Here is a 23,452-nt window from a genome sequence, read left to right as displayed (position 1 = left end):
GGTCGGATTTCATGGGTGAACGTGCAGGTCAGTAGGGATGCCGAAGAGTTCGAGCGGGGCTGTGTGGGGCGCGAGGGCCATGGCTCGACGTGCATCGGCGATGGAACTCCCGCTCCTGCGGAGGAAGTTCATGGCGACTGACCTCAAGGTGGCCATGTTCTGGGCTCCGTGGCGGGTGCGGATGCGGGAGGCGTCCTCGCCGAAGGCAACATCACGAACGTAATGGATCTTGTTCTCCACTCCCCAGTGGCCGCGGACGTAAGCCCCGATCATCTGCGGGTCGGCCTGCGCCGACGACAGGTCCGTGATCACGTACACCGTCTCCCGCGAACGCTTCCCGGTCTTGCTGTCGGTGCGGTGCCGAGTCAGCCGGGCCACCTGTCGCAGGTGCGGAAAGTCGAGATCGTTCCAGGTCACGGCCTGGATGATGCGGGTCTCCACCCGGCCGTGCGCTCGGACCGTGGACCGGGAGGACGTGCTGACCCGTTCCCAGGGCACCGCCCGGCACGCCGTCCACAGCTCGGGCTGGTTGCGCTTGACCGTGAAAACGTAGTGTGCACCGAACTCCTCGACCAGCACCCGGGCATGGTCACGCTGCGTATGCAGAGCATCCGCCGTCACCACCGCCCCCGCCAGGTCCAGCACCGACAGCAGCGCCGCGAACCCGGTGATCTCGTTCGTCTTGTCGGGAACCCGCTGCTGCGCGACCAGTGTGCCGTCCTGCACTATCGCCCCGAGTACCGTCACCGCCTGCCCGGCCTGGTCCCGCGAGCCCCGCAGACATTTGCCGTCCACCGCCACCTCCCGCGCCTGGACCGCAAAGGCTCGCAGCAGCCCCTCCAGCCCGCCGGGCATCACAGCACCGACTACCCGGCGGATTGTGGACGCACTCGGCGCCCTGACCAGCCCGAAGACCCCGCAGCGGCGCAATCCGAGCCGCTCCAGCGTGGACGCCGGCGCCGCGGCCGCCCACTGCCCCATCGCCCGGAACGACTCGAACCGGCACGACAGCGCGCACAGCGCGACCAGCAGCACCGCACCGAGCGGATACTGCCGCCCACGCGGATCACGCGGGTCACGCAAGCCGTTGACCAGCGCGAACACCGTGGCACCAGGCGACACGCTCCCCGCGCCCCATGGAAGCCGACTGGACATGGCAGACTCAGGAATCACCGAAGCTCCGTTGTTTGTCGAGGACTTGTGAGGTCATCGACCACAACGGAGCTTCGTCTATCCCGGACACGGCACGCTGACCAGCGAGTTCACAAGATTACCCGACCTTGCAACAGCCCTGTCACCGGGGTGCCCTCGGCGCCGAGGATTCCGCTCTGGACGGCGCCCCTCGCCTGCCCCGCACTCCCGCACTGCCTGCGCCTTCGACGCCACATACTGCGCAAGCAGCCATCGCAACGGATCGGCGTCGGGCACGCCGACGCCGCCCACAAAGCACGGTGACCCCAGCAGCGCTGGACCGGCCACCGCAAGCACTGCCAAGAGACCCACCTGGCCCCCGCCTGGTCCCCGACCACGACGCCCAGAGGTGACCCCCACCCGGCGACGTTCCCGAACACGCCTCAACGCCAGCGGCGCACCCAGTCGCCACTCGGTTCCCGAGGCGTCGAGCCTGTCCTCGCAGCTCCTGGGCCTGGGCCGCTCGCGCCTTCGGCAGGTGCGCCGGAGAATGGTGTTCGTGCGTGCCCAGCGAGAACCACCGGAGAAGACGCCGGACGGCCACCACGTCGTGATCGGCGGTCGCCGATGGCGCGCGACGGACCCTTCGCTGCCCGAGGCCACGGCCGACCGCTTGCGGCACCATCTGATGGCGGGCCGCCGTGCCGTGCGCACAGCCCTGGCCGCCGGGGACGCCGAGGCGGAGCACAAGGCCCGGTCCCGCGTGCACACGGCGAAGACGGCTCTGGGGGAGCGGGGCACGCCCTGGTGGGAACTGTCCGCGCAGCAGCGCCGCGAACGATGGGAACAGGGCCTGGAGAAGCTGGATGTCGAGGAGTGAGTCCGCATGGCTGCGCAGGAGCAACGGCAGGTCGACACAATGGTCGAGCAGGCCATCATGTCCCTTCTGGATCACCGGGAGCCGGGGGCCACGATCTGCCCCTCCGATGCTGCCCGGGCGGCGTACACGGGGGAGGACGACGGGTGGCGGGCGCTGATGGAACCGACCCGCCGGGCCGCGTGGCGTCTGGCCGCAGCGGGTAAGGTCCAGATCACCCAAGGTGGTCACCCCATCACACCGGCTCAGGCTCGCGGTCCGATCCGCATCCGTCGAACGCGGTAACTGGTCCTTTCGAGTACTGCACGCGTGGCACGATCCCCGCCAGCGCAGGGGTAATCCGGACTACACGTCCGCCCGCACGCCTCCGGACGCACTTCCATCGGCGTAGGGGCGATCCGCACTGCGGCGCTCCTACCCGCCAGGCTTCCAGCTCCGCGGGAGCGGCTCGTAGAGAGGGAACCGGTCCACCGCTGCCGGCCTCGGGGGCGTCAGGGCCGTGCGGGTCCAGCGGTGCGTTGGGTGGGGCGTTGGCGGTGGGCTCGAACTGCGTGATCGAGGGCGTCGGCGATGTCCTGTTGCCGTTGTCGGTTGGAGTGCTGGTAGATCAGGGCTGCGCGCTCGGAGACTTGGCCGGCGCGGACCATGGTGTCTCTCAGGGTGGCGCCGTTCTGGGTAGCCAGGGTGTGGCCGGTGTGTCGCAGGTCGTAGAAGTGGAAGTCCTCGGGGAGGCGGACGGTAGTGCGAGCCTTGCGCCACCTGCGCCCGAGGATCGAGCGGCTGACCGGAGTGCCGTGCTCGTCGATGAACAGCAGCCCGTCGGGCCCGGGATCGGCGAACAGTTCGAGGTGGGCTTTGATCTCCAGCCGAAGGAACCCCGGCAGGATCAGGATCCTCACGCCGGCGGGAGACTTCGTGACCCCCAGTGCCCGCTGACCGGTGTGCAGTTCGGGGGCGGCCCGGGCTACGCGTACGGCCGCGAACTCCGTATCCACGTCGCGGCGGCGCAGGGCGGCGAGTTCTTCGGGGCGGGCGGGTCCGTAGGCGGCGAGGTAGACCATGAGCCGCCAGCGCGGCCCTACCGCGTCGGCGAGGGCGTCGACCTGGCTGATGGTGGCGATGGGCCGTTCGGGTGCGTGCTCCTTGCCCGCGCCGGGGATCCGGCAGGGGTTGCGGCGGATCAGCTCGTCGTCGACCGCGGTCTCCAGGATGGCCTTCAGCAGCCGGTAGGACTTGGCGATCACGGTGGGGCCGGTCGCCTTGAGCCGCTGGGCCCTCCAGGTGCGCACGCGCGGTGGGGTGATCTCGTCCAGGTCCCAGTCGCCGAGGTAGGGCAGGAGGTGCTTCTTGAGGAGCTGGAGGTAGAGGTCCACGGTGGTGGCGGCAAGGACGCGTTCCTCCACCCAGGACGAGGCATAGATCCGGAAGGAGACTTTTCCGCCCTTGGGGCTGCGCCAGTCACCGCGTGACAGGTGCTGTTCGATCCCGCACAGCCATCCCACTGCCTCGAGTCTGGTGGCCAGCGGGTGCGGGCAGCGGTGCCGCTGGAGGTCCGGGCCGAGGTAGTGCGCTCCCCACCGCCCCGAGCGGTACTGGCGGATCTGCCCGAAGCGGCGCTTCCTGCGTGGCTGGTTCCCCATCACGCAGACACCGTCCCCCCGCAGGCAGCCCGGTAAGGGAATCGTGTCGGCAGAGTCCTCCGGATTCGAGCTCATGACGCCCTCCCGCAGTTGGTCCCGGGGGACCGGCAAGTGTGTACGGAGTGTTGTGGCTGGTGACCTCCAGTGAACATCGCTAGGAGGGCAAGGCGAAGGCTGCCGACAATCGGAGGTCTGTACGAGTGGTCATCCGAGCGCGCGAGTGCTCGTGAGCTTGGTGCGGGAGGCTCAAGCCGCGCCTGCCCGGGCATGGGGACGTCGGCGTGGGTGCCGACATGTGGGGTTCCTTGCCTCCTCATGTGGTCGGCCGGATCGAAGCGAGCGCACGGGTAGCGCACCGGTAGGAGCGGTATGCGGCGGACAATGAGGGTCAAATAATTCAGCTTCAGCAGGGGCGAATTGGCAAGCTGCAAGCCTCTGGCCTGCGGAAACGCCGCGTAAGCTGGAGAGCTTCCCAAGCTCAGAGCGCGAGTTCGATTCTCGTCACCCGCTCCAGTGCAAAGCCCCAGGCCAAGCGGCCGGGGTTCTTTATTATCTAGACCAATTCGAGTCCGCGTGCCCGTTGCTTGCCCGATCGCCCGGAGGGACCCCGCGCGGTCCTGAAGCCTGGGCCGGGCGCCTCACGTCCCTACTCGGCGCGCCTCACCGTTCCAGGAGTGTGGAGTCTCGCCGGCGGTCCAGTCGATCTCCAGGGCGACGTCATGGAAATCCGCGGCGAGGCCGATGATCAACGTCTGTGCGGCCGCCTTGGCGTCGTCGTCGCCGGCCCCCGCGGGCAGGTCCAGGCGCCCGCAGAGGAACCCACCCGCCCAGATGCTGTGCCGCCAGCCTTCCGGCGTTGCGAAGATCGTGATGCTCGTCGGCACCTGTGCCCACGATGGCGCGCGCTTTCTCTTGCCCATTTCTCGCCCCCACCTCACGCAGAACCCCATGCCAAAGGCTTGGGGTTCATTGGTGCCCCGACCGGTGCCAGGTCAGCGTGTCCCAATCAGACCGGTGCAGGCAAGCCAGTTGCCCTGCCCTCGTCTTCGCCTTTCTCCCTGACCGCTGGAGCAAGCAGCGTCAGGGCCTCAGCGATCACCCGGCCCCGATCACTGCTGGCGTGCTGGTAGACCAGCGCCGCCGTCCGAGGTGTCGAGTGGCCCCATCCGGGCCATCGGCTCCCGGAGACTTGGGCACGTCGTCAAGGGCGCGCGCCCAGGGTTGGGAGCCGGCGAGTGCGTTCCCTGCTGTCGGTGAGGCCCGCTGATCATGGATGGATGGCGTCCGACCTACATGACGCCGAAGAACCTGTCCCACCAATCCGGTGGATACTGCGCGCTGTGATACCGCGCGAGGTCACTCACCCCGTCGTACCGGCGGCCGAGGAAGCTCTCCGAGACGACGACGTAGCCAGCATCGGTCAGCAGGGCCTCGACGCGGGTCCGGTCACCACTATCTATCGCGCCCTCGGTCATCGCATCGTCCAGGTCCAGGTAAGCACCTGGGTTTTCCGCTGCGGTCATGGCCAGGTTGCCGAACTTGCTCACACAGATGACGATCCGCTCCCTGCACACGGTCGCCTGCTCGGGAATCGTCAAACGAGCGAATTCGCTGGAATCCTGAGTCCAACGATCGGCTGAGCACTGGTAGTAGAACGTGTCTTCGACACGTGAGACCAGTCGATCAAAGCGCTCGACGACTGCTGCGCCATCGAAGCTCGCGGGACGCTCCATCCAGTCAGGGTCATCCAGGCTGCGAAACAGTGCCATGAGTTCGTCGTCGCGGTTCCCCATGAGCATCATCATCGTTCTCAAGACCACGACAAGCCAGCATGCCAGTGCAGTGGGCCAGAGGCCGATGACGTCCCGGACCGAGGGCGACGGCCGGGGTCCGCCGTGATCGCGGAGATCCTGGGCGTGGTGTCGGCCGAAATGCCCTGCTATGGATCACATGCCGTACGCGGTGCCATCCACGACCTCGCTCGACGGGGGCGGCGTGAGCGTCACCGGCACGTTGTAGTGGTCGAGTTGCGACGAGCCGCTTGCTGCGCCGACGGTTTGCATGACCTGCAGTATCTCCGGCGTGGCCGTGTCGGAGACGATGAGACTCCAGGTGGACTTGGTATCGCTGATGTTCAGCGCCTTCTGGCCGTTGACGGTTGTCGGCGCGCCCTTCTTCATGCCGGACAGGTCCGACTTTCCGGCTGCCATGGTCTTGGTCATGGTGCAGTAGCCGGCTATCGAGGCCAAGCGCGCATCCGTCGTGGAGCCGAGCAGGTACTTGCCGTGGACGCCGGCAGGAACGGCTTTGCCTTCGGCCTTCCAGTAGGCGGCGTCCGGCTTCATCCACAGCCGAGTGCCGATGACCACGAGTTGGATCGACCCGGTTCCGGTCCAATTCACGGTGCCGGAGCAGCCCTTGCCCAGTTCTATCTGCAGATTGACGTTGCTCTCCTGGCTGCCATCGCTGGTATGGCTGACGATATGGACCGACGCGGCGGTGCCGAGGTCGGTGTACGCCTTGGCGACTGTCGCGGGACCGCCGAGCGAGGCCAGCGGGTCCTCTGGAGCCGCGGCGGCTCGGCTCGCCGGGGCGGACGCGGCTTGCGTCGTGGTCGTAGTGCCGCAGGCGGCCGTGGCGATGCCGAGTACCAGGCAGAAAACCACGGCGGACGACGCTCGGTGGATGGTGTTCATAGAGTGCGCTCCCCGTCCGGGATTCCGAGCCAAGGGCATGCTTGTGCGTCCCCCGCCTGCGTACTCCCCCTGCACAGGCGTCACATGTTCGCACACGGGAACCGTCAACTCATGGGCAGGGTGTCCGCGCCCGCACCTGCTCTCTCGGCATCGGTCAAGACGAGGTCTCCGGCGGTCGCGCTTCGACTCCGGGATGTCCACGGCCCAGTCGGCGGGCGCCGGTTGGTTCATGGCGGGGGTTGGCAGCTGGTTGGCGGTGGTTCAGCAAGGCGACCGCGGGGGATGCCAAGCGGCCGATTGATTCTGGTCACGGCCCTACGCTGGCTGGGGTCAGCGGTAGCCGGGCTTCGACAGAGCATGGGGGACAGGGCATGGATGAGGTACCTGGTGGGAGGGGCATCCAGGACTCGGAGGCCTTCGCCGCATTCGTGCGCGCGGACAAGCCTGTCCAGCTATTCGCCCAGTTCTTCGATGATCCGTTCGGCTTCATTCGTGAGCGGGTCGCCGGCCACCTCGAAGACCGGGAGGCTGGTGCCTTGCTGAGTCGGCTGACGCTTACTGAGACGCCGGTCCCGCGTGGCGATGGCCATCTCGACTACGACGACCTGGCACCCAACTTTGAGGACCGTGGGTTCGTGCTGACGCGCGTTGCTCTGTTCGTTCCGTTCACGGCGCGGGTGCAGTCGCCATCGAAGGGCGTGGAGCTGGTGCAGGGGGCACTGACGTGCGTCGTCGGGAACGTGAACCAGCCGGACAACCGGGTGGTTCAGTCGTGGATGGACGTTGACGACCTCGGGTTGAATCGGCTCCTGGCACCTGACACGAAGCAGTACCAGACCCGGATGCTCAGTGTCGGGAGATGGCTGCCGAGTGACTACCCGCCCGGGTCGCCGGAGCGGGAAGGGCGGCAACCCGTCTGAGGAGCCCCACGCGCATCACGGTCACCCCGCCCTCCGAGCAGGTGGCCGAGCTCAGCGCGGGACTGCACGGTCACGCGTACGCCGTCGACGCTGTGGAGTGCTTTGGCCCGATCAGCCGAGGCAGGGCAGGGTGCTGTAGTACTTTGCTCACCGAAACTCGCACGGATGTGCGGTGGTGGGAGCGGGGGAAACCATGGTGGGACGTACGGTGGCGGGTCGGGTCGCCCGGATTCTGGCGACGGGTACGGCGCTGCTCGGCGTGCTCGCAGGCTCGCTGACCGGGGCCACAGCGGCCTCGGCCTCGGACTCGAGCATGACCGGCGACCGCTGTCCCAGGGGCGACTTCTGCCTCTTCTCGGGGGAGATCGCCGACGGAACGATGTGGATCTACCACGGCAGCCACCGCGACCTCGGCCTGGCCGGCGCCCGGACCAGGTCCTTCGTCAACCGGACCTCCTCGTACGTATCCCTGTTCCCCTCGACGAACTACTCGTCCCCTCCGGGCGCCGGCTACAACCTGATCTCCACCCGCCCATCGTCCGACGCTACGCACTACGACTGGGGCAAGACCAAGTTCGTCGGGATGAACGGTCACATCGGGTCGATTCGGTTCGCACCGACCAGGCACGAAGCCGAGGACGGAGCGCAGTACATCCTCTGGCAATCGCCGCAGTACATCTGGTCCACGTCCCCCACGCCGCACGACTTCGGCTCCTTCCGCGGTGACGACCGGAGCGACCTGCTGATGCGCTCGGTGGAGGGGAACCTGTGGGTGCTCAACGGAGACGGCACCCAGAGGAACCTGGGCCCCGGCTGGAACGGCATGACGGCCCTGGTGCGGCACGGTGACTTCACCGGCGACGGGCGTGAGGACGTCATCGCCCGGGACGCCAAGGGCAATCTGTGGCTGTATCCGGGCAACGCCCAGGGCACGCTGAGCGGCCGGCGCGCGCTGGGTGCCGGCTGGAACGGGATGACCGCGCTCGTGGGCATCGGCGATCTGACCGGGGACGGGCGCAACGACCTGGTGGCCAGGGACGCCAAGGGCAACCTGTGGGTCTACCCGGGCAACGCCCGGGGCACGTTGAGCGGTCGGCGCGCGCTGGGCGCCGGCTGGAACGGGATGACCGCGCTGGTCGGCACCGGTGACCTGAACGGTGACGGCAGACCCGACCTGACCGCCCGGGACAGCAAGGGCAAGCTGTGGCTGTACCCCGGCACGGCCTCGGGCGTGCTCGGCGTACGGCACCTGATCACCAGCGGAGTGCCCCAGTCCGTGCGACTCTTCGCGGTCGGCGACGCTGACGGGGACGGGCACAACGACCTCTACGCCGCCGCCAACGACGGCACGCTGAGCCTGTTCTCCGGTGACGGCAGGGGGCTGCTGCCGCACAGTCGGCAGGCCTGGGCCGTGTACCTGGCGATCGACCCGCGCGAGCTGTTCATCTGACGGGTCGACGGGTCGACGGGTCGCCGGGGCGGCCGTGGGCCTGGACCAGGACCGGATCGTCGAGGGGGCCCGCCACCTGCTGAATGGTGCATGGCCCCCGATCGACTGACTCCTCCGCGGTCAGGCCCGGGAGGGCTGGTCGAGCCGGAGGGCGAGAAGGGTCAGGTCGTCGGCGTTCAGCATGCGGCCGCCGGTTCCGGGGAGTGGCGTGTGCAGCGGTGCGGACCAGCCGTGGGGGATGGCGTCGAGTCCGTAGACCGCGCCGGCGAGGCCGCCAGTGACGGCGGCGACGGTGTCGGTGTCGCCGCCGAGGTCCACGGCGGTGCGGAGGGCGTCCTCGTAGGACGTGGTGGTGCGCAGGGCCCAGACGGCGGAGCCGAGGCAGGCAGCCTAGACGCGCTGGGCAGGCGGATGACACCGGGTTTCTGGGTTCATGGCCCTCACTGCGGGTGAGAGAGCGGCTCGCGCCAGTACTGGATCCGGGGCCTGGGGATCGGCTGTGCGGTAGCCGTTCAAGGGGACGGTTCGTGGTCCTGCGGAGCAGGGCCTCTTGGGCAGGTGCTGATCACGTGTCATAATCCCCGCCGGGGGGAAACAATGCAGCTCAGGTCGACAATCGTGTTGCGTGGAGCCGCGTATGGCATGGCTGTATCGGCAGCGCCATTTGCGATCATCATGGTGGGCGACGCAATCGAATCCGCTGTCCAATTCATGGGCGGCCCTGGATTTTTGGGCCTCCTCAGCCTGGCAATAGGCATAGAGGCCATCGCAGTCGGAGGGGCTCTCGGGCTGCTTCCCGGCCTGGCGGTAGGCGCCGCGCTGGCCCTGGCCAAGTCACCAGTTGGTTTGCCGCAGGAGCCCACGAAGACGCCGTCCCACCCGGGGCGTGCTGCCTTCGCTGCCAGTACTGCCTTCTTCGCTGAGAACCTGGTGATCACGTTTGCCAGCGGCGAATCGTTTTGGATCCTCATCTGCTTCTTCGGTACTCCCGTGGCTGCTGTACTTGCTGCGGCGCTGGCCAAACGCATCCAAGGCTGACGCCGTTCCGCGACGGACGAGGCGACGCCCGAGGCAGTGCCGAACCAGTAGGGGTACGAGTATCGTCGGCTGTCAGTCGTGGGGCCCGAGCCTCGGGAGGGTTCGGGCCGACCCACCCGGCCGTCAGCTCGACTTCCGTGTCAACGAAGCGGCTCCGACAGTGCCGGCGGCGGGGTGCACGGGAAAGCCGGGGCGGACTGTCGCAGCGATGGTTTACACTCCGTGCCGACAGCCTGAGCTGCGCGGACGGCCGCTGCGAGGGGGCGGAGCAGTCCGTCCCGACCGCCCCACCGCGCCGGGCTCTTCACGTCTTTGGGGGCATACACCTGTGCGCACGCGCAGCACATCCATAGCGACCGCGGCCGCGATCCTGCTCGGCTCGGTCGTGCTCGGTATCAGCACCGCGGCAACCGCGTCGGCGGCCACCGCCGTCACCACCACCTCGGTCGGCGGCCTTGTCGCTGACGGCCCGCTGGACCGGGTCTTCGTCGGCGACACCACCGCCGGCACCGTCTACGCCGCCGACCGGAACGGTGTGAAGCTCGGCTCGGTCACCGGCATCGCGGGCGTCGACAGCCTTGCCGTCTCGGCGGACGGCTCGACCGTGTACGCCGCCTCGCCCACTGCCCACCAGATCGTGGCCATCGACGCGGCCACCCTCGCGGTCAAGGGCCGCTACGCGATCGCCACCAACGACGGCCCGGTGAGCGTCGCCTTCGCCGCGGGCAAGCTCTGGTTCAGCTACGGCGACCAGTGGGACGGCAACCTCGGCTCCGTGGACTCGTCGGGCACGGTGGCGCTGGCTCAGGTCGCCCAGAACGAGCTCTGGAACCCGGAGCTGCTCAGCGCCTCCACGGCCGAGCCGAACGAGCTGACCGGCCTCACCCAGGGCCAGTCCCCGAGCGAGGCGCGCCTCTTCGACCTCTCCAGCGGCACGCCCCAACTGCAGAACGAGGTGGCCGGCTACGGCGCCGGGACCCCGGACGAGATCCAGGACGTCGACCTGATCCCCGGCGGCGGCCTGCTGCTCGACGGCTACGACCGGATGAGCTACAGCGGCAGCTCCTACGTCCAGACCGGCACCTACCCCGCCGAGAACGAGTGGGACACCGCCGACATCTCCCCAGGCGGCTTGGTCGCCCAGGTCGACAAGGGCGGCGACGTCCGGATCTTCCAGCCGAACGCGGCCCAGCCGGTGCGCACCTACGCCACCGGCGCGGCCTCGGTCCAGGTCGCCTGGGACCCGGACGGGTCCCAGGTCTACGCACTGGAGCAGGTCCAGAACTCCTCCGGCAACGGCGCGGACAGCTACACCCTGAAGGTCTTCACCGGTCCCACGCTCAGCGTGCCGACACTGTCGGTGAAGGCCCCCGCCGGCGCGACCCGCGCCAAGAAGCTCACCGTCACCGGCAGGATCAGCGCCACAGTGCCGCTGCCGACCGGCGTCAGGCTGACGGTCACCCGTACCGACCTGGACTACCCAAGGGCAAGGCGCTGGCATCGGTCACCACCGGCTCCGGCGGCACATTCAGCTTCAGCGACACCCCGACGGTCGGCGGCACGGTGACCTACACGGTCTCCTACGCGGGCGACACCACGCACACCGCCGTCAGCACCCCGGCCAAGGTCGCGGTCTCCCGCACCGTGCCCACGCTGACCGTCACCAACAACAGCAAGCACTACTCCTACGGCGCGAAGGCCACCTACACGGTGCACCTGGGCGCGGAGTACAAGAACCGCACGGTGGCGATCTACGGCGACCCGTACGGCGCCGACCAGGGCAAGCGGCTGTTGAAGAGCGGCACGGTCAACTCCGCCGGCAACCTGTCGGTCTCGGTGATCATGCACCGCAACTGGACGTTCACCACCGTCTACGCGGGCGACGAGCGCACCGCGTCGAAGACGGTCAGCACCCACTCGTACGCGTACACCCGGGTCTCGACGGTGCTGTCGAAGCAGTACAAGAGCGCGAAGATCGGCTCCACCACGTACGCGTACTTCCACCGGACGACCTCGCCGGTCTTCACCACCTCCATGCCCTACTACAAGGGCCGAATGGTGCGGCTCGACCTGCAGGTCTACTACCAGGGCCACTGGTACACCTCCGACTCCGAGTACTTCGGGCTCGCGGGCAGCGGCAAGGTGGCGGTGAAACTGGGGGCCCCGGGCAAGTCCCTCCGCGCCCGCGTCCGCGCCGTCTACGTCGAGGGCGCCTCCGGCGACTCGGTGAACGCCACCACGTACACCAGTTGGAAGTACATGGACTTCACCAGCTGACACGCCATGCCCCGTAGTTCGGCCCCCGCGCGACACCGCCGCCCGGGGGGGATCGGTGATCACGCTGGACGGCGCCGGGCCACAGGTCGTTCTTCCGTCCGTACCGCCTCAGCGGGGCGAGGTCAGTGGACGCCCACCCAGACCGCCGGACCGTCCGCGATCAGATGCGTCGCGTCGGGCCAGATGTCGGCGACGCACCAGGTGCCGCCCTCGGGGTCCTTGGCACGAAGCGAGTACCTGCCGTGGGCGTCGGTCCTGGTCGTGGCCATCTGGTACCAGGTCTTGCTGCCAGTGGGCCGGAAGAACAGCCCGACCTTGGCGTGCGCCATGCCCGTCCAGCTGTGGCCGTACTGCTGCAGTGAACCGGAGAAGGCCTCGTACTGGTTGCGGCGCGGATGCGCGGTACTGGGCCGCCCGCCGGTGATCCTGGTGACGGTACGGGCGATGTGCACGCTCTTGCTGTAGACCGGGGCGAAGTCGGACGTCCCGCGGTAGTAGACGCGCCACCACCCGGCGTGGGTCCCGTTGTAGGCGGTGATCCCGAGGTCGCCGTAGGGCTCCTTGACCGTGCCCACCCGGGACCAGTGCCGGTTGTCGGCGGAGTACTGGACGTCGACCAGACCACCGGGGGTTCCGGTGGCGGCGGTGATCCTGCCGCTGATCAGCGCGTCGGCGTAGACGTCCTCGGTCACCTTGAACGAGGCGATCGAGGACGCCGCGACGACATGCGCCTGAACGGTGGGGCCGGACGATCCGCTGTCGAGGAACGGGCTGAAGTTGTAGTAGTCGTCGAAGCTGTGGCTGCTGGTCGTGCTGGTGCTGAAGTGGAAGATCCCGTCCGCACCGGTCGTGGCGACCTTCTGGGTGTAGCCCTCGGGACCGCCGGTGTCGTTGATGTGCATGCCCGGGGTGGGCAGCCAGGTGCTCCCCGAGAGGTGCTCCACGATGCCGGCGAAGGTGACGCTGCCGTGCAGCGGACCGTACAGGGTCGTGGGCGTCAGCATCCGGATGCGGGTGGGCTCGGTGACCGCGTTCACCGCGGTCTCGGGCTGCTGGTCCGGGGCCAGGTAGCAGGGGAAGGCGGTGGTGGGGCAACTCGCCGCGACGGCGTGGAAGTCGGCGTTGGCCTGGTCGACCACGGTGTCGGCTGTGTAGTCGCCGTCGGCGTCCACGGTCGCGACGATGCTGCCCGAACTGCTGAAGTAGTCGTCCGTGAGGGTGAGGGCGGTGCCTGCGGTGGGCAGGCTGCTTCCGTCGCGGGGGTCGACCAGGGAGACCTTCCCGGTGATCGCGACGGTGTGGTGGTCGAAGTCGATCGTGCTCGGGCTGGCGCTGCGCGAGAGGACCGTCAGCACGGGGTAGTACTCGAACTGCCCCACGTCGGGGACCAGGACGTGGTTCCCGTTGCTGTCGGTGAGCTCCGCCGAGAGGTCGTACAGGCCGAGTTGCGGCAGTTTGGTGTCGGTGGAGACGACCCAGGAACCGTTCTCGGTGCGCTTGGTGCCGAAGTCGGACTGGGTGCCGGCCTCCGGAGTGCCCGCCGGGGCACCGTGCAGAGCGAAGTGCATGGTGATCGCGGTGATCTCGGCGCTGGTGCTCAGGCTGCCTGGAGTGGCGCCCTGGACCCATGCCCAGACAGCCACCCGGCCGTGGTCCGGGTAGCCGTTCTGGCCGCTGGTGGCCCACGGCGTCTCCGCGGCGTGGGTGGCAATGGGGAGCGAGGTCGGCGTGGGGGTGGAGGTCGGCTCAGGTGTGGTGGAGGCGGAAGCGGAGGCCGAGGGATCGGTGGACGGTGCGTCCGTCGGCGACGCCGGGGAGCTGGGACCGGTCGACGCGGACGACGGGGGCGTGGGCGAACCCGTCGGTGCATCGGTCGGTGAAGCGGTCGGGCTTGCGGAGTCGCTCGGCGAGGGCGAGGGCGGGGCGGGGGCGGACGCCCCCGGCGTCGGTGCCGAGCTCGGGTCCTCGGCCGCACGCGCCCCCGTGGCGGGGAGCGCGAGCAGGACCGCGATCAGGGCGGTCGAGGCGACGCGTGGAATGGTCGTGCGGATACTCACGCGGGAAAGTCCCCCTGGAACGATAGAGACAAAGCGGCTGTGGCACTTGTGTGCGTGAAATGTACGCGTGCACCGAAGGCCGTCGCCAATTCCTTTGCGTGCCAATCCGGTTCGCCTGCGGCGGACATCGAAAGTTTTCGCATCCTTTATGCCGCGGAGGGTGATTTGCCCACACCCGCTCGACCCGGCCCCCGTTCCCAGCGGGACGGAGCGGCGGTAACGACGGCCACCCCGGTGGGCGGAAGCTTCACAGGCTCTGGTAGTAATAAGCGGCTCATCAGATAAACGCATCAGTACCATGCGGGGGCGTCTCTCCACAGAAGCTGACAGCTGCCCTGTGTGCTTTCTCGCCCAGCTTCCTGCCAACAGAGCCCATGTAACGCCCATTGCTTCGAGGAGACTCTGCATGCTCTCCCCCTGGTCCGGGTCCGCCCGGACAGCCGCTTGCGCAGCGCTGTCGACCGTCGCTGCCTTCAGCCTCGTCGCCGGCCTCGCCGGCACCGCCCAGGCGGTTTCCACCGCTGGTGACAACGCGGCCAAACTGACCCCCAAGCGAATCGGCAGCGCGCCCCGTATACCCGCCGGAGCGGTCCGTAGCGGCTCCGTCGCGGCGGACACCACGCTGCACCTGGCCGTGAACCTGGAGCCGCGCGACCCCGCGGCCCTGAGCGCCTTCGTCGCCCAGGTCGCGGACCCGAAGTCGGCGAACTACCACCACTACCTCGCGACGGGTCAGTTCGCCTCGGCGTTCGGCCCCTCCAAGAGCACCGTCGACAGCGTCACCCAGGCCCTGCGCGCGGCCGGGCTCAAGCCGGGCGCCCTCAGCAAGGACGGCCTGTCCATCCCGGTCACCGCCAGCGTCGCCACGGCCTCGCACGCGCTCGGCACCGGCTTCACGAACGTGAAGCTGTCCGACGGGACCGAGAGCTACCTGAACACCTCCGCCCCCTCGCTGCCCAGCGGAGTGGCCGCCGAGGTGTCCGGCATCACCGGCCTCAACAACCTCAGCGTGATGAAGAGCCACCACACCACGCCGGTCGCGGCGGGGAAGACCACCGGCACCGCGGTCGGCTCCCGGGCGCTCACCGCCAACGCCGCGGGCCCCAACTTCTGCGCCAGCCTGACCAACCTCCTCAAGTCGAACGACAAGCTCGACACCCGGGACTACTACAGCCCCTCCTCCCTCGCCGCGGCCTACGGCCTGCCCCACACCACCACGGCGGGCACCGGAACGACGGTCGCGGTGTTCGAGCTGGAGGACGTCCTCGAGTCGGCCATCAGCGACTGGAAGTCCTGCCTCGGCATCAGCTCCGCCTGGAGCACCGTCACCGTCGACGGCGGCCACACCGTGACGGCCGCCCCGACCAGTGGCGTTGGCGTCGAGGCCGCTCTGGACATCGAGGACATCATGGAGCTCGCTCCGGGTGCCTCGGTCATCGACTACGAGGGCCCCGACGCCGATGTCGCCTCGGAGCAGAACGTCCTCGACGTCTACCAGCAGATGGTCAGCGACAACAAGGCCCAGGTCCTCTCCAGCAGCTGGGGCACCTGTGACCTGAACCCCAGCGATGCCCAGCTCGCGGCGGAGAACAACATCTTCGCCGAGGCCGCCGCCCAGGGTCAGACCGTGGTCTCCGCCTCCGGCGACGCCGGTTCCACCGACTGCAACGGCGACGGCGGCGGCCACGACGCCAGCCTGGCCGTGGACGACCCGGCCAGCCAGCCGTACGTCACCGCGGTCGGCGGCACCTGGATGAACGGCAGCGGCTCCACGCTCAAGCAGGCGACCTGGAACTACGGCGCCAGCACCGGCGGAGCCGGCGGCGGCGGTGTCTCGAACCGCTGGAACACCGGTAACGGTGACCTGCTCTACCAGACCGGTTTCGCCGGCTCCGGCTACAGCAACACCTGCTCCGCAGCCTCCGGCCAGGTCTGCCGGCAGGTCCCCGACGTCTCCGCCCTGGCCGACCCCGGCGCCGGCTACCCGATCACCACGGGTGGCGGCAAGTGGTACATCCTCGGCGGCACCAGCGCCGCGGCACCCACCTGGGCCTCCATCGTCGCCCTGGCCACCACCACGGCCGACTGCAAGGCCAACGGCCGGGTCGGACAGCTCAACCCGATCGTCTACAACGCGGCCCGCTCCACCTACGGCTCCGCCTTCACCGACATCACCTCCGGCAACAACGACTGGACCCCGTCCGGCTACAAGGGCGGCAAGTACGCCGCCACGGCCGGCTACGACATGGCCACCGGTCTGGGCACGCCCAAGTATGCCGGGCTGGTGGGCCAGCTGTGCGGCACCAAGGCCAGCAGCGCGGGCGGCAGCTTCTTCCCGATCACCCCGGTCCGCGTCTTCGACACCCGGGCCGCGTACCACGTCGGCGACTACACCACGCCGATTCCCGCCAACACCACCTACACCGCCACGGTCACCAACAACGCCGCCGGTGACAATGTCCCCGCCACCGGCGTGACCGCGGTCGCCCTCAGCGTCACCGCGATCAACCCCAGCACCAGCAGCTATGTCAGCGTCTCCGGCAACGGCATCGGCCACGGGGCCGCGACCCTGACCTTCGTCAAGGGCCAGACCGTTCCCAACGCGGTGGTCGTCCCGGTCACCAGCAGCGGCAAGGTCGACTTCTACAACCGCTTCGGCACCGTGAACGTCGCCGCGGTCGTCACCGGCTACTTCAGCAGCACCGGAACCGGCGGCTCCGGCTTCACCCCGATTCCGGCCGCGCACATGCTGGACACCCGCTCCGGCGTCGGTGAGCCCGGCGGCACGGCCGCCAAGCTCGGCGCCGGCTCCACGGTGACCATCAAGGCGACCGACACCCCCGGTATCCCGGCCGGTGTCACCGCACTCGCCCTGAACGTCACCGCGATCAACGGCACCAACAGCAGCTACCTCGGGGTCTACCCCAGCAACGCCGGCCCGGCCGCCGCGACCAGCGTCAGCTTCGCCGCGAAGCAGATTCTCGCCAACACGGTGATCGTCCCGGTGGACAGCGACGGCAACGTCACGATCAGCAACTTCGCCGGCACCGTCGACGCCACGGCTGATGTCACCGGTTACTACAGCACCACCGGCGGCACCAGCTTCAACGCCCTCGCGCCGACGCACTTGGTCGACACACCCGCGGCGGAACCAACGGCTTCAAGGCCCTCACTGCCGGTAAGACCACGGCGGTGCCGGTCACCGGCGTCGGCGGCGTCCCCGGCAACGCCACCGCGGTGGTGCTCAACGTCACCGTGGTCGCTCCCACCGCGAACGGGTTCGTGAGCATCTTCCCGCACGGCCCCACCCCCCCGGCCAGCACCGGGATCGACTTCTCCGCCAAGCAGACGATCTCCAACCTGGTGGTCGTCAGCGTCAACGCGGGGCAGGTCGACTTCTACAACCGCTTCGGCACCACGAATATCGCTGCCGACGTCCTGGGCTACTACGCCCCCTGAGGCACATCCAGCACGTTGAGGGGCCGCCGGTCGAACCTGACCGGCGGCCCCTCGCCCGTCCCCGGTCCTTCAGAGGCCCGCACCGGACGCGCCGTCCGCCCGGACGATGAGCTTGCCCTGGTTCTCGCCCCGCAGCATCCCCAGGAAACCGTCCACGATGCCGCCGAAGCCGTCCACCACGGTCTCGTCGAGCGTGACGCGTCCGCTCTGCAGGTGCGGCACCATGAACTCGTACAACTCCTCTTGCACATCACGGTAGTTGCTGACCAGAAAGCCCTCCATGCGCAGGCTCTTCTCGACGATGTCGGGAAGATTGCGCAGGGCGTGGGGCGCGCCGGTGCTGTTGTACTGGGAGATCGTGCCGATCCGCACGATTCGTCCGTACTCCCGCAGCGCGGAGATCGCCGCTTCGAGCTGCTCCCCGCCGACATTGTCCAGGTAGAGGTCGATCCCGGCGGGCGCCGCCTTGGCGAGCAACTCGGCCGCCGGACCGTCGTGGTAGTCGAAGACCTCGTCGTAGCCGACGTGTTCGGTGAGGTAGGCGGCCTTCGTCGCCCTGCCGGTGCTGCCGACCAGCCGTCCCGCGCCCATCAGCCGGGCTAGCCGCCCGGTGGCCGTGCCCACACCGCCGGCCGCCGCCGAGACGAACACGTCCTGTCCCTCGCGGAGTTGAGCGATGCGGGTGAGAGCGACGTAGGCGGTCAGGCCGGTGCCGCCGAGGATGCTCAGGTGCGCGGAGAGCGGAACGCCGTCGAAACGGGGGATGGCACGCGCCTCCGCCGGGGTGACGACCGTGTGGGTGCGCCAGCCCTGCCGGTGGAAGACGATCTCGCCCTCGCGGAGCGCCGGGTCGCGGGAGTCCACGACCCGGCCGATGGTGCGGCCCTCCAGCGGGGCGTTCAGCGCGAAGTCCCCGTCCATCATTTCGCGGTGGTACGGGTCCACGGACCAGTACAGGTTCTCCACCAGCGCCGTTCCCGGGCCGGGTTCGGGTATCGCGGACTCGGTGAAGGCGAAGTGGTCGGGGGTGGGGAAGCCATGGGGACGGGCGGTCTGGTGCACGGTGAGCGCGGTCTCGGACATGACGGCGACCGTACGGAGGAATGCGGAGGCCGGGCAGAGGGTTGCGTTCATGCAACCGCCCGATCCATGAAGGGCCCTCATAGAAGCAGGTGGGACCCCCTATGGCAGCCGTAGCCCGGAGAGCCCCCGCACCACCCACCGCGGCTGCCGCCACCGACCTCGCCCCGCACGAGCTCCGCATCCTGGTGGCCGTCGACCGCGAGCGGGGGTTCTCGGCGGCCGCCGAAGTCCTCGGGCTGACCCAGTCCGCGGTCTCGCACTCCATCCGCGGGACCGAACGCAAGGTCGGAGCGGTCCTCTTCGAACGCGGCCGCAAGGGCGCGACGCCCACTGCGGCCGGCGTCGCCGCCGCTGCCCACGCCCGCCGGGTCCTGCGGCTCCTGGACACCCTGGCCGCCGAGGCCCGCGGCGCCGAGCGGGGCACGGTGGCCGGCCCGCTGCGCATCGCGGCGTTCCGTAGCGCCGCCCTCCATCTGCTGCCGCCCGTCCTGGAGCGTCTCACCGCCCGCCACCCCGGCATCGAACCGCAGGTGCGTGTCGTCCGCGAGTTGGGCGCGGGCACCGCGGGGGAGGTCGCCGCGGGGCGCGCGGACCTGGGCATCGCAACGGTCGGGGCCGGCATCGGCGCCGGGGCCGGCTTCGAGTCCGCCGGGCTCGCCGGGCTCGTCGGCGACGTACTCATCGAGGAGCCCTACTCGCTGGTGCACCCGGCCGGCCACCCCGACCCGCGCTCCCTGCCGCTGGTGGACTGGCACGAGAACTGCGGCTCCTACACCCGCCAGTGGTGGGCCGGGCAGGACTGGATTCCGAAGGCGACCTTTCTGACCGAGGACGACGGAGCAGTGCTCTCGATGGTGAGCAGGGGTCTCGGCATGGCGATCATGCCGGCGCTCTCACTGAACGAAGCACCGGACGGAATCGAGATCACCGATCTCGGACCGGAGCGCCGACCCGTTCCGTGGGCTACCTCACCACTCCGGAGCTGGCCGCAAGCGTCTCCGTCCGAGCCCTGATCCGCGAGCTCAGAGCTGTCCGTCAGTGAGCCTGATCAGGATCGGTCGACTGAGGGTGATCCGGGGCCTACGGATGGAAGCGGGGGGCCGGATTTCGGCCACCTGGATCATCGCTTCTGTCGTCTTCTGATCCGATAAGATTACGGGTCATGACGACTGGGAGTACACCGAGCGGATGGTATGACGATCCGTCCGGCAAGGAAGACACGGTTCGCTGGTGGGACGGTGCGTCCTGGACCGAGCACTCCCAGCCGGCCGGCGACAGTACCGAGCCTCCTCAGGCCGGGCCCGACTTCGCCACCACACAGCTTTCGCCGGTGCGGCCCCTCGGTATGAACTCCGTTACCGGCACCGGTGCTTCGGACCTGCTTCCGGCCACGCAGTCCCCCGCGCTCGGCGCCTACCAGCCCCTGCGGCGGGCGGCTCCGCCCCGGCTGGAGGAACCGCCGCTCGCCGGTCGACCCCAGCCCGTGGTGTTCGAGACGGTGGATCCCAACGCCAAGCGCAACAGGCTGCTGATCGGTGTCGGTGGACTGGTGCTTGCGCTGGTGGCGGCGACGGGTGGCTTCTTCGTCGGCAGGTCGCACGCTAGCCCCGCCGCCGATCCGACCCCGACGGCCATCGCCACGCCCTCCGCCTCGTCCACGGTGGCCGACCCGCTCAGCCCGCACGGTTTCTTCGGCACCGCCCCGGTCGGCGGCGTCGCGATCGCCGGCGGTCAGCGGATCGGGGGTCCGCAGTCGAAGATGTCCTTCATGCTTCCGGCGGGCTGGCAGCAGCAGATCGACCCGAAGTCCCCGTCCGACGCCCGGTACGCGGACCTTCCCTACCGCTGCCCCGGACACGGGACCGGAGTGTGTGCGCACGGACTTGCGGTGCAGAACACACGGGCCTTCAGCGGCAGTTGGTCGAACACCCGGAACCTGGTGCTGGGCATGGGCCAACTGCTCTACGCCGCCCAGCTGGCCAACAAGAGCCAGCCCAACCAAGCACCCGTCAAGCAGGCAGCGGTCAGCATCCAGGGCCACAGCGGATACCTGGCGCTGTGGCACGTTCCCACCCTGGCCAACCAGACGCTGGTGCCGGACAGTTACTGCGGGGTGATCGCGATCAGCCCGTCGTCGACCGCGACCGCCGTGCCGGTCCTGCAGATCTGCCTGGACCACAGTGACCAGGCCCCCGCGCTGAGCGTGATGGACCAGATCGCGAACTCGATCACGATCACGTCCTGACCGGAGGAACTGCGCGGGCTCGGTTCAGGCGCCCACGGTGCTGAGGACCTGCCGGTCGGAGCTGTCGGAGTTGTCAGAGCTGTCGGAGCTGCTGGAACCGCGGTCCGCGATGACGGCGCCGGCCAGTTCCACGTCGGGGAGCACGGTCGCGTACTCGCCGATGATCGAATCCCGCACCACCGCACGCGCACCCACATGTGCGTGGTCCAGGACCACACTTCGGTGGATCCGGGCCCCTTCCTCGATCACCGCTCCGCGTCCGATGGTCGTCCCGCCGGTGAGCACCGCCGAGTCGGCGACGAGCGCGCCGGGGAGGACCAGTGACTCGCCCGGTACGCCGGAGAGCACCGGGCTGGGGGCCAGACCGCGGACCAGGTCCGCCGAACCGCGGACGAAGGCCTGCGGGGTGCCGAGGTCCAGCCAGTAGGAGTCGTCGACCATGCCGTGCAGCAACTCGCCCGCGGCCAGCAGTCCGGGGAAGACCTCCCGCTCGACCGACACCTCCCGGTCGGACGGGATCGCGTCGATGACCGAGCGCCGGAAGACGTAGCAGCCGGCGTTGATCTGGTCGGTGACGATCTCCTCGGGGGTGCTGGGCTTCTCCAGGAACTCCAGCACCCTGCCGTCCGGGTCGGTCGGCACCAGGCCGAAGGCGCGCGGGTCGGGCACCCGGGTGAGGTGCAGGGTCACCGCGGCCCGGGAGGCGCGGTGCCGTTCCAGCAGGACGCCGATGTCGAGGCCGGAGAGTATGTCGCCGTTGAACACCACCACGGGCTCGTCCTGACCGCAGGTCAGTTCCCGCGCCGCGTTGCGGATCGCCCCGCCGGTGCCGAGCGGGGTCCGTTCGGTGACGTAGCGGAGCTGCAGACCGAACCGCGATCCGTCGCCGAAGTACGACTGGAACGCCTCCGGAAGGTACGAGGTCGCCAGCACGAGCCTGGTGATGCCCGCGTCCCGGGCCCGGCCCAGCAGGTGCTCCATGATCGGGACGCCCGCCGCGTGGACCATGGGCTTGGGTCGGGTGAGTGTGAGCGGATGCAGCCGGGTGCCCTTGCCGCCCACCAACAGAAGCGCCTGTGCCATGAGTTCAGTTCCTTGCGGGTTTATGGGGGAGTGCGGGTCTGGTCCGGGCCGGGCCATTGGCAGGGGCACGCGGATTGGCGCGAAGGCGCGGATCTCGAGTTGATTGATATCACGTGGAGATCATTGCTGGCCACGGCCGATTATGTCCGATTTACAGGCTTGTAGCGACCATAAATCTACCAAAGCGGGCGCAGATCGCCCCGGAATGGCATATTGAATTTCGCAGGAATTAACCGGCCCGTAGCAGAATCGCAGCAACGCTGGTCGGCGGCACAGGCCGGCCCGGTGCTCCTGTTGCCGCACATCGTCTCAGGCATCGGCGGAACGCTTGCGCCGTCCGGAATCGCGACGCCCCCGGCGGCTGTCCGCCGGATCGGTCGGCGTGATCCTTGCCACTTCCACCGTGGTGGGCACGGAGTGGGCCGGTGCGGCGGTGACCAGAAACTTCGACTCGATGAAGTGCCAGGACAGACTGGCGACCCCGACCGCGAGCGGCAGGATGACGGCCGTGCGCAACTTCCAGGAACTGTCGGGCAGCGCCTGCTCCAGCAGCATCAGCATCGCCATGTGGTAGAGGTACAGCCCGTAGCTGATCTTGCCTATGTACCGGAGCGGCGGCAGGCCCAGCACCCGCGAGAGCAGGCTGCGCGGCCCGGTGACCCCGTGCAGCACGAGCAGGGAGGCGGCGACGGCCGCGACGAGCAGGCGCGGCCTGAGCTCGTACCCGGTGACCTGCGCCGCGTAGCCGATCGTCACCAGGAAGGCCAGGCCGGGCAGGCTCCAGCGCAGTAGGTGGTGGACTGCCCGGTACCTGCGCAGGACCGCCGCCGTGCAGCCGATCAGCAGCTCGGCGAAGCGGTCGGGCATGCAGTAGTAGTTGTTGGGATCGGCGTCGAAACCGAACCGGGGCAGGTACCAGTAGACCCCGACCAGCACGGCCGCCAGGAACAGCAGCACCACGGTCGGACGGAAGCGCAGCCGCCACATCACGCACAGCAGGACCGGCCAGAACAGGTAGAACTGCTCCTCCTGGGCCAGTGACCAGGTCAGCGTGAGCGGCCCGAGCGGGCTCGCCCCCGAGGCCATCACCCAGTTGTTGAGGTAGAGCAGCGTCGACGCCAGTTGCTTCCACAGCGGCCACGAGCTCGGGAACAGTCCGAACCGGGTCTGCATCACGGTGATGAAGGCCAGCAGCATGAACAGGGCCGGCAGCAGGCGGCGGGCCCGGCGCAGATAGAAGGCACGCAGCGAGACGCGGCCGTTCCGCTCGCGCTCCTCGAACAGCAGGGTCGTGATCAGGAAGCCGGACAGCGCGAAGAACACGTCCACGCCCACCCAACCCCAGGTCAGGGCTCCGGTGTGGGCCAGGATCACCAGCAGCACGGCGCCGCCGCGGATCCCGTCCAGGGCCGGCTGGCGTCCCATCCGTGGCGGAAAGGGCACGCGTACGCGGCCGGACCGGGCACCCCGCCGATCACTGGACACCTGAGCCCGAA

The 23,452-nt window shown here is 69.0% G+C and carries 19 protein-coding genes and 3 pseudogenes; 12 read left to right on the top strand and 10 right to left on the bottom strand.

What is annotated here, in order from left to right:
* Positions 1–9: 9 nt before the first annotated feature.
* Positions 10–1,104, bottom strand: coding sequence for an ISAs1 family transposase (locus tag ACXKR8_RS23895; protein WP_458266617.1), 1,095 nt, complete (start codon positions 1,102–1,104; stop codon positions 10–12).
* Between the two features lie 586 nt (positions 1,105–1,690).
* Between ACXKR8_RS23895 and ACXKR8_RS23890 the strand changes: the two genes are divergently transcribed.
* Both ACXKR8_RS23890 and ACXKR8_RS23885 read left to right on the top strand, forming a co-directional pair.
* A complete protein-coding gene (locus ACXKR8_RS23890) occupies positions 1,691–2,011 on the top strand; it encodes a hypothetical protein (RefSeq protein ID WP_458266616.1) in 321 nt (106 codons plus the stop codon).
* A 6-nt stretch (positions 2,012–2,017) separates the two neighbouring features.
* Positions 2,018–2,293 (top strand): DUF3253 domain-containing protein, encoded by a 276-nt coding sequence (locus tag ACXKR8_RS23885; protein ID WP_458266615.1) that lies wholly within the window; start codon positions 2,018–2,020, stop codon positions 2,291–2,293.
* A 206-nt stretch (positions 2,294–2,499) separates the two neighbouring features.
* Here the strand turns inward: ACXKR8_RS23885 and ACXKR8_RS23880 are convergent, their stop codons facing one another.
* From ACXKR8_RS23880 to ACXKR8_RS23865, 4 genes are all read right to left on the bottom strand, one after another.
* On the bottom strand, positions 2,500–3,648 hold the full coding sequence (locus tag ACXKR8_RS23880; RefSeq protein ID WP_458266614.1) for a tyrosine-type recombinase/integrase: 1,149 nt from the start codon (positions 3,646–3,648) through the stop codon (positions 2,500–2,502).
* 638 nt (positions 3,649–4,286) lie between these two features.
* Positions 4,287–4,568 carry a hypothetical protein gene (locus tag ACXKR8_RS23875; protein ID WP_458266613.1) on the bottom strand — a complete coding sequence of 94 codons (282 nt, stop codon included), beginning with the start codon at positions 4,566–4,568 and terminating at the stop codon, positions 4,287–4,289.
* Between the two features lie 369 nt (positions 4,569–4,937).
* Entirely contained in the window at positions 4,938–5,441 is a 504-nt protein-coding gene (locus ACXKR8_RS23870) for a hypothetical protein (protein ID WP_458266612.1), read from the bottom strand.
* A gap of 153 nt (positions 5,442–5,594) precedes the next feature.
* Positions 5,595–6,344 (bottom strand): hypothetical protein, encoded by a 750-nt coding sequence (locus tag ACXKR8_RS23865; RefSeq protein ID WP_458266611.1) that lies wholly within the window; start codon positions 6,342–6,344, stop codon positions 5,595–5,597.
* Between the two features lie 371 nt (positions 6,345–6,715).
* Between ACXKR8_RS23865 and ACXKR8_RS23860 the strand changes: the two genes are divergently transcribed.
* Together ACXKR8_RS23860 and ACXKR8_RS23855 are read left to right on the top strand one after the other, a co-directional pair.
* Positions 6,716–7,264 (top strand): hypothetical protein, encoded by a 549-nt coding sequence (locus tag ACXKR8_RS23860; protein WP_458266610.1) that lies wholly within the window; start codon positions 6,716–6,718, stop codon positions 7,262–7,264.
* 193 nt (positions 7,265–7,457) lie between these two features.
* Positions 7,458–8,714 (top strand): FG-GAP-like repeat-containing protein, encoded by a 1,257-nt coding sequence (locus ACXKR8_RS23855; protein ID WP_458266609.1) that lies wholly within the window; start codon positions 7,458–7,460, stop codon positions 8,712–8,714.
* Positions 8,715–8,834: 120 nt separating this feature from the next.
* On the opposite strand, the pseudogene ACXKR8_RS23850 reads toward ACXKR8_RS23855, so the two are convergent.
* A pseudogene (locus tag ACXKR8_RS23850) lies at positions 8,835–9,098 on the bottom strand (ADP-ribosylglycohydrolase family protein); the annotation flags it as partial.
* 258 nt (positions 9,099–9,356) lie between these two features.
* Between ACXKR8_RS23850 and ACXKR8_RS23845 the strand changes: the two are divergent.
* From ACXKR8_RS23845 to ACXKR8_RS23835, 3 genes are all read left to right on the top strand, one after another.
* Positions 9,357–9,752 (top strand): hypothetical protein, encoded by a 396-nt coding sequence (locus ACXKR8_RS23845; RefSeq protein WP_458266608.1) that lies wholly within the window; start codon positions 9,357–9,359, stop codon positions 9,750–9,752.
* A gap of 328 nt (positions 9,753–10,080) precedes the next feature.
* Entirely contained in the window at positions 10,081–11,319 is a 1,239-nt protein-coding gene (locus ACXKR8_RS23840; protein ID WP_462099830.1) for a YncE family protein, read from the top strand.
* Entirely contained in the window at positions 11,316–12,029 is a 714-nt protein-coding gene (locus ACXKR8_RS23835; protein ID WP_462099829.1) for a hypothetical protein, read from the top strand. Before ACXKR8_RS23840 ends, ACXKR8_RS23835 begins: the two co-directional genes overlap by 4 nt.
* Before the next feature lie 122 nt (positions 12,030–12,151).
* Here ACXKR8_RS23835 and ACXKR8_RS23830 read toward each other — a convergent pair whose 3' ends face one another.
* Entirely contained in the window at positions 12,152–14,086 is a 1,935-nt protein-coding gene (locus tag ACXKR8_RS23830) for a hypothetical protein (RefSeq protein WP_458266606.1), read from the bottom strand.
* Positions 14,087–14,492: 406 nt separating this feature from the next.
* Here ACXKR8_RS23830 and ACXKR8_RS23825 point away from each other — a divergent pair, with 406 nt between their 5' ends.
* Together ACXKR8_RS23825 and ACXKR8_RS23820 are read left to right on the top strand one after the other, a co-directional pair.
* Positions 14,493–17,372, top strand: coding sequence for a protease pro-enzyme activation domain-containing protein (locus ACXKR8_RS23825; RefSeq protein WP_462099828.1), 2,880 nt, complete (start codon positions 14,493–14,495; stop codon positions 17,370–17,372).
* Positions 17,369–17,545: a hypothetical protein gene (locus ACXKR8_RS23820; RefSeq protein WP_462099827.1), complete on the top strand. Its 177-nt coding sequence runs from the start codon at positions 17,369–17,371 to the stop codon at positions 17,543–17,545. The genes ACXKR8_RS23825 and ACXKR8_RS23820 overlap by 4 nt, the downstream gene beginning before the upstream one ends.
* Positions 17,546–17,614: 69 nt before the next feature.
* On the opposite strand, the gene ACXKR8_RS23815 is transcribed toward ACXKR8_RS23820, so the two are convergent.
* On the bottom strand, positions 17,615–18,628 hold the full coding sequence (locus tag ACXKR8_RS23815) for an NADP-dependent oxidoreductase (protein WP_458266604.1): 1,014 nt from the start codon (positions 18,626–18,628) through the stop codon (positions 17,615–17,617).
* A 101-nt stretch (positions 18,629–18,729) separates the two neighbouring features.
* Between ACXKR8_RS23815 and ACXKR8_RS23810 the strand changes: the two are divergent.
* From ACXKR8_RS23810 to ACXKR8_RS23800, 3 genes and pseudogenes are all read left to right on the top strand, one after another.
* Positions 18,730–19,670 (top strand): annotated as a pseudogene (locus ACXKR8_RS23810) (LysR family transcriptional regulator).
* Between the two features lie 120 nt (positions 19,671–19,790).
* Positions 19,791–19,895: pseudogene (locus ACXKR8_RS23805) on the top strand (DUF2510 domain-containing protein); the annotation flags it as partial.
* A gap of 78 nt (positions 19,896–19,973) precedes the next feature.
* Positions 19,974–20,873 (top strand): hypothetical protein, encoded by a 900-nt coding sequence (locus tag ACXKR8_RS23800; protein ID WP_458275287.1) that lies wholly within the window; start codon positions 19,974–19,976, stop codon positions 20,871–20,873.
* Positions 20,874–20,897: 24 nt separating this feature from the next.
* Here ACXKR8_RS23800 and manB read toward each other — a convergent pair whose 3' ends face one another.
* Both manB and ACXKR8_RS23790 read right to left on the bottom strand, forming a co-directional pair.
* On the bottom strand, positions 20,898–21,956 hold the full coding sequence (gene manB / locus ACXKR8_RS23795) for a mannose-1-phosphate guanylyltransferase (protein WP_458266602.1): 1,059 nt from the start codon (positions 21,954–21,956) through the stop codon (positions 20,898–20,900).
* 309 nt (positions 21,957–22,265) lie between these two features.
* Complete coding sequence (locus ACXKR8_RS23790) at positions 22,266–23,381, bottom strand: acyltransferase family protein (protein ID WP_458266601.1); 1,116 nt, start codon at positions 23,379–23,381, stop codon at positions 22,266–22,268.
* Positions 23,382–23,452: the final 71 nt, after the last annotated feature.

Source organism: Streptacidiphilus sp. PAMC 29251, from assembly GCF_054208735.2.
The sequence above is the reverse complement of the archived record's forward strand: the minus strand, read 5'-3'. Positions and strand labels throughout refer to the sequence as shown.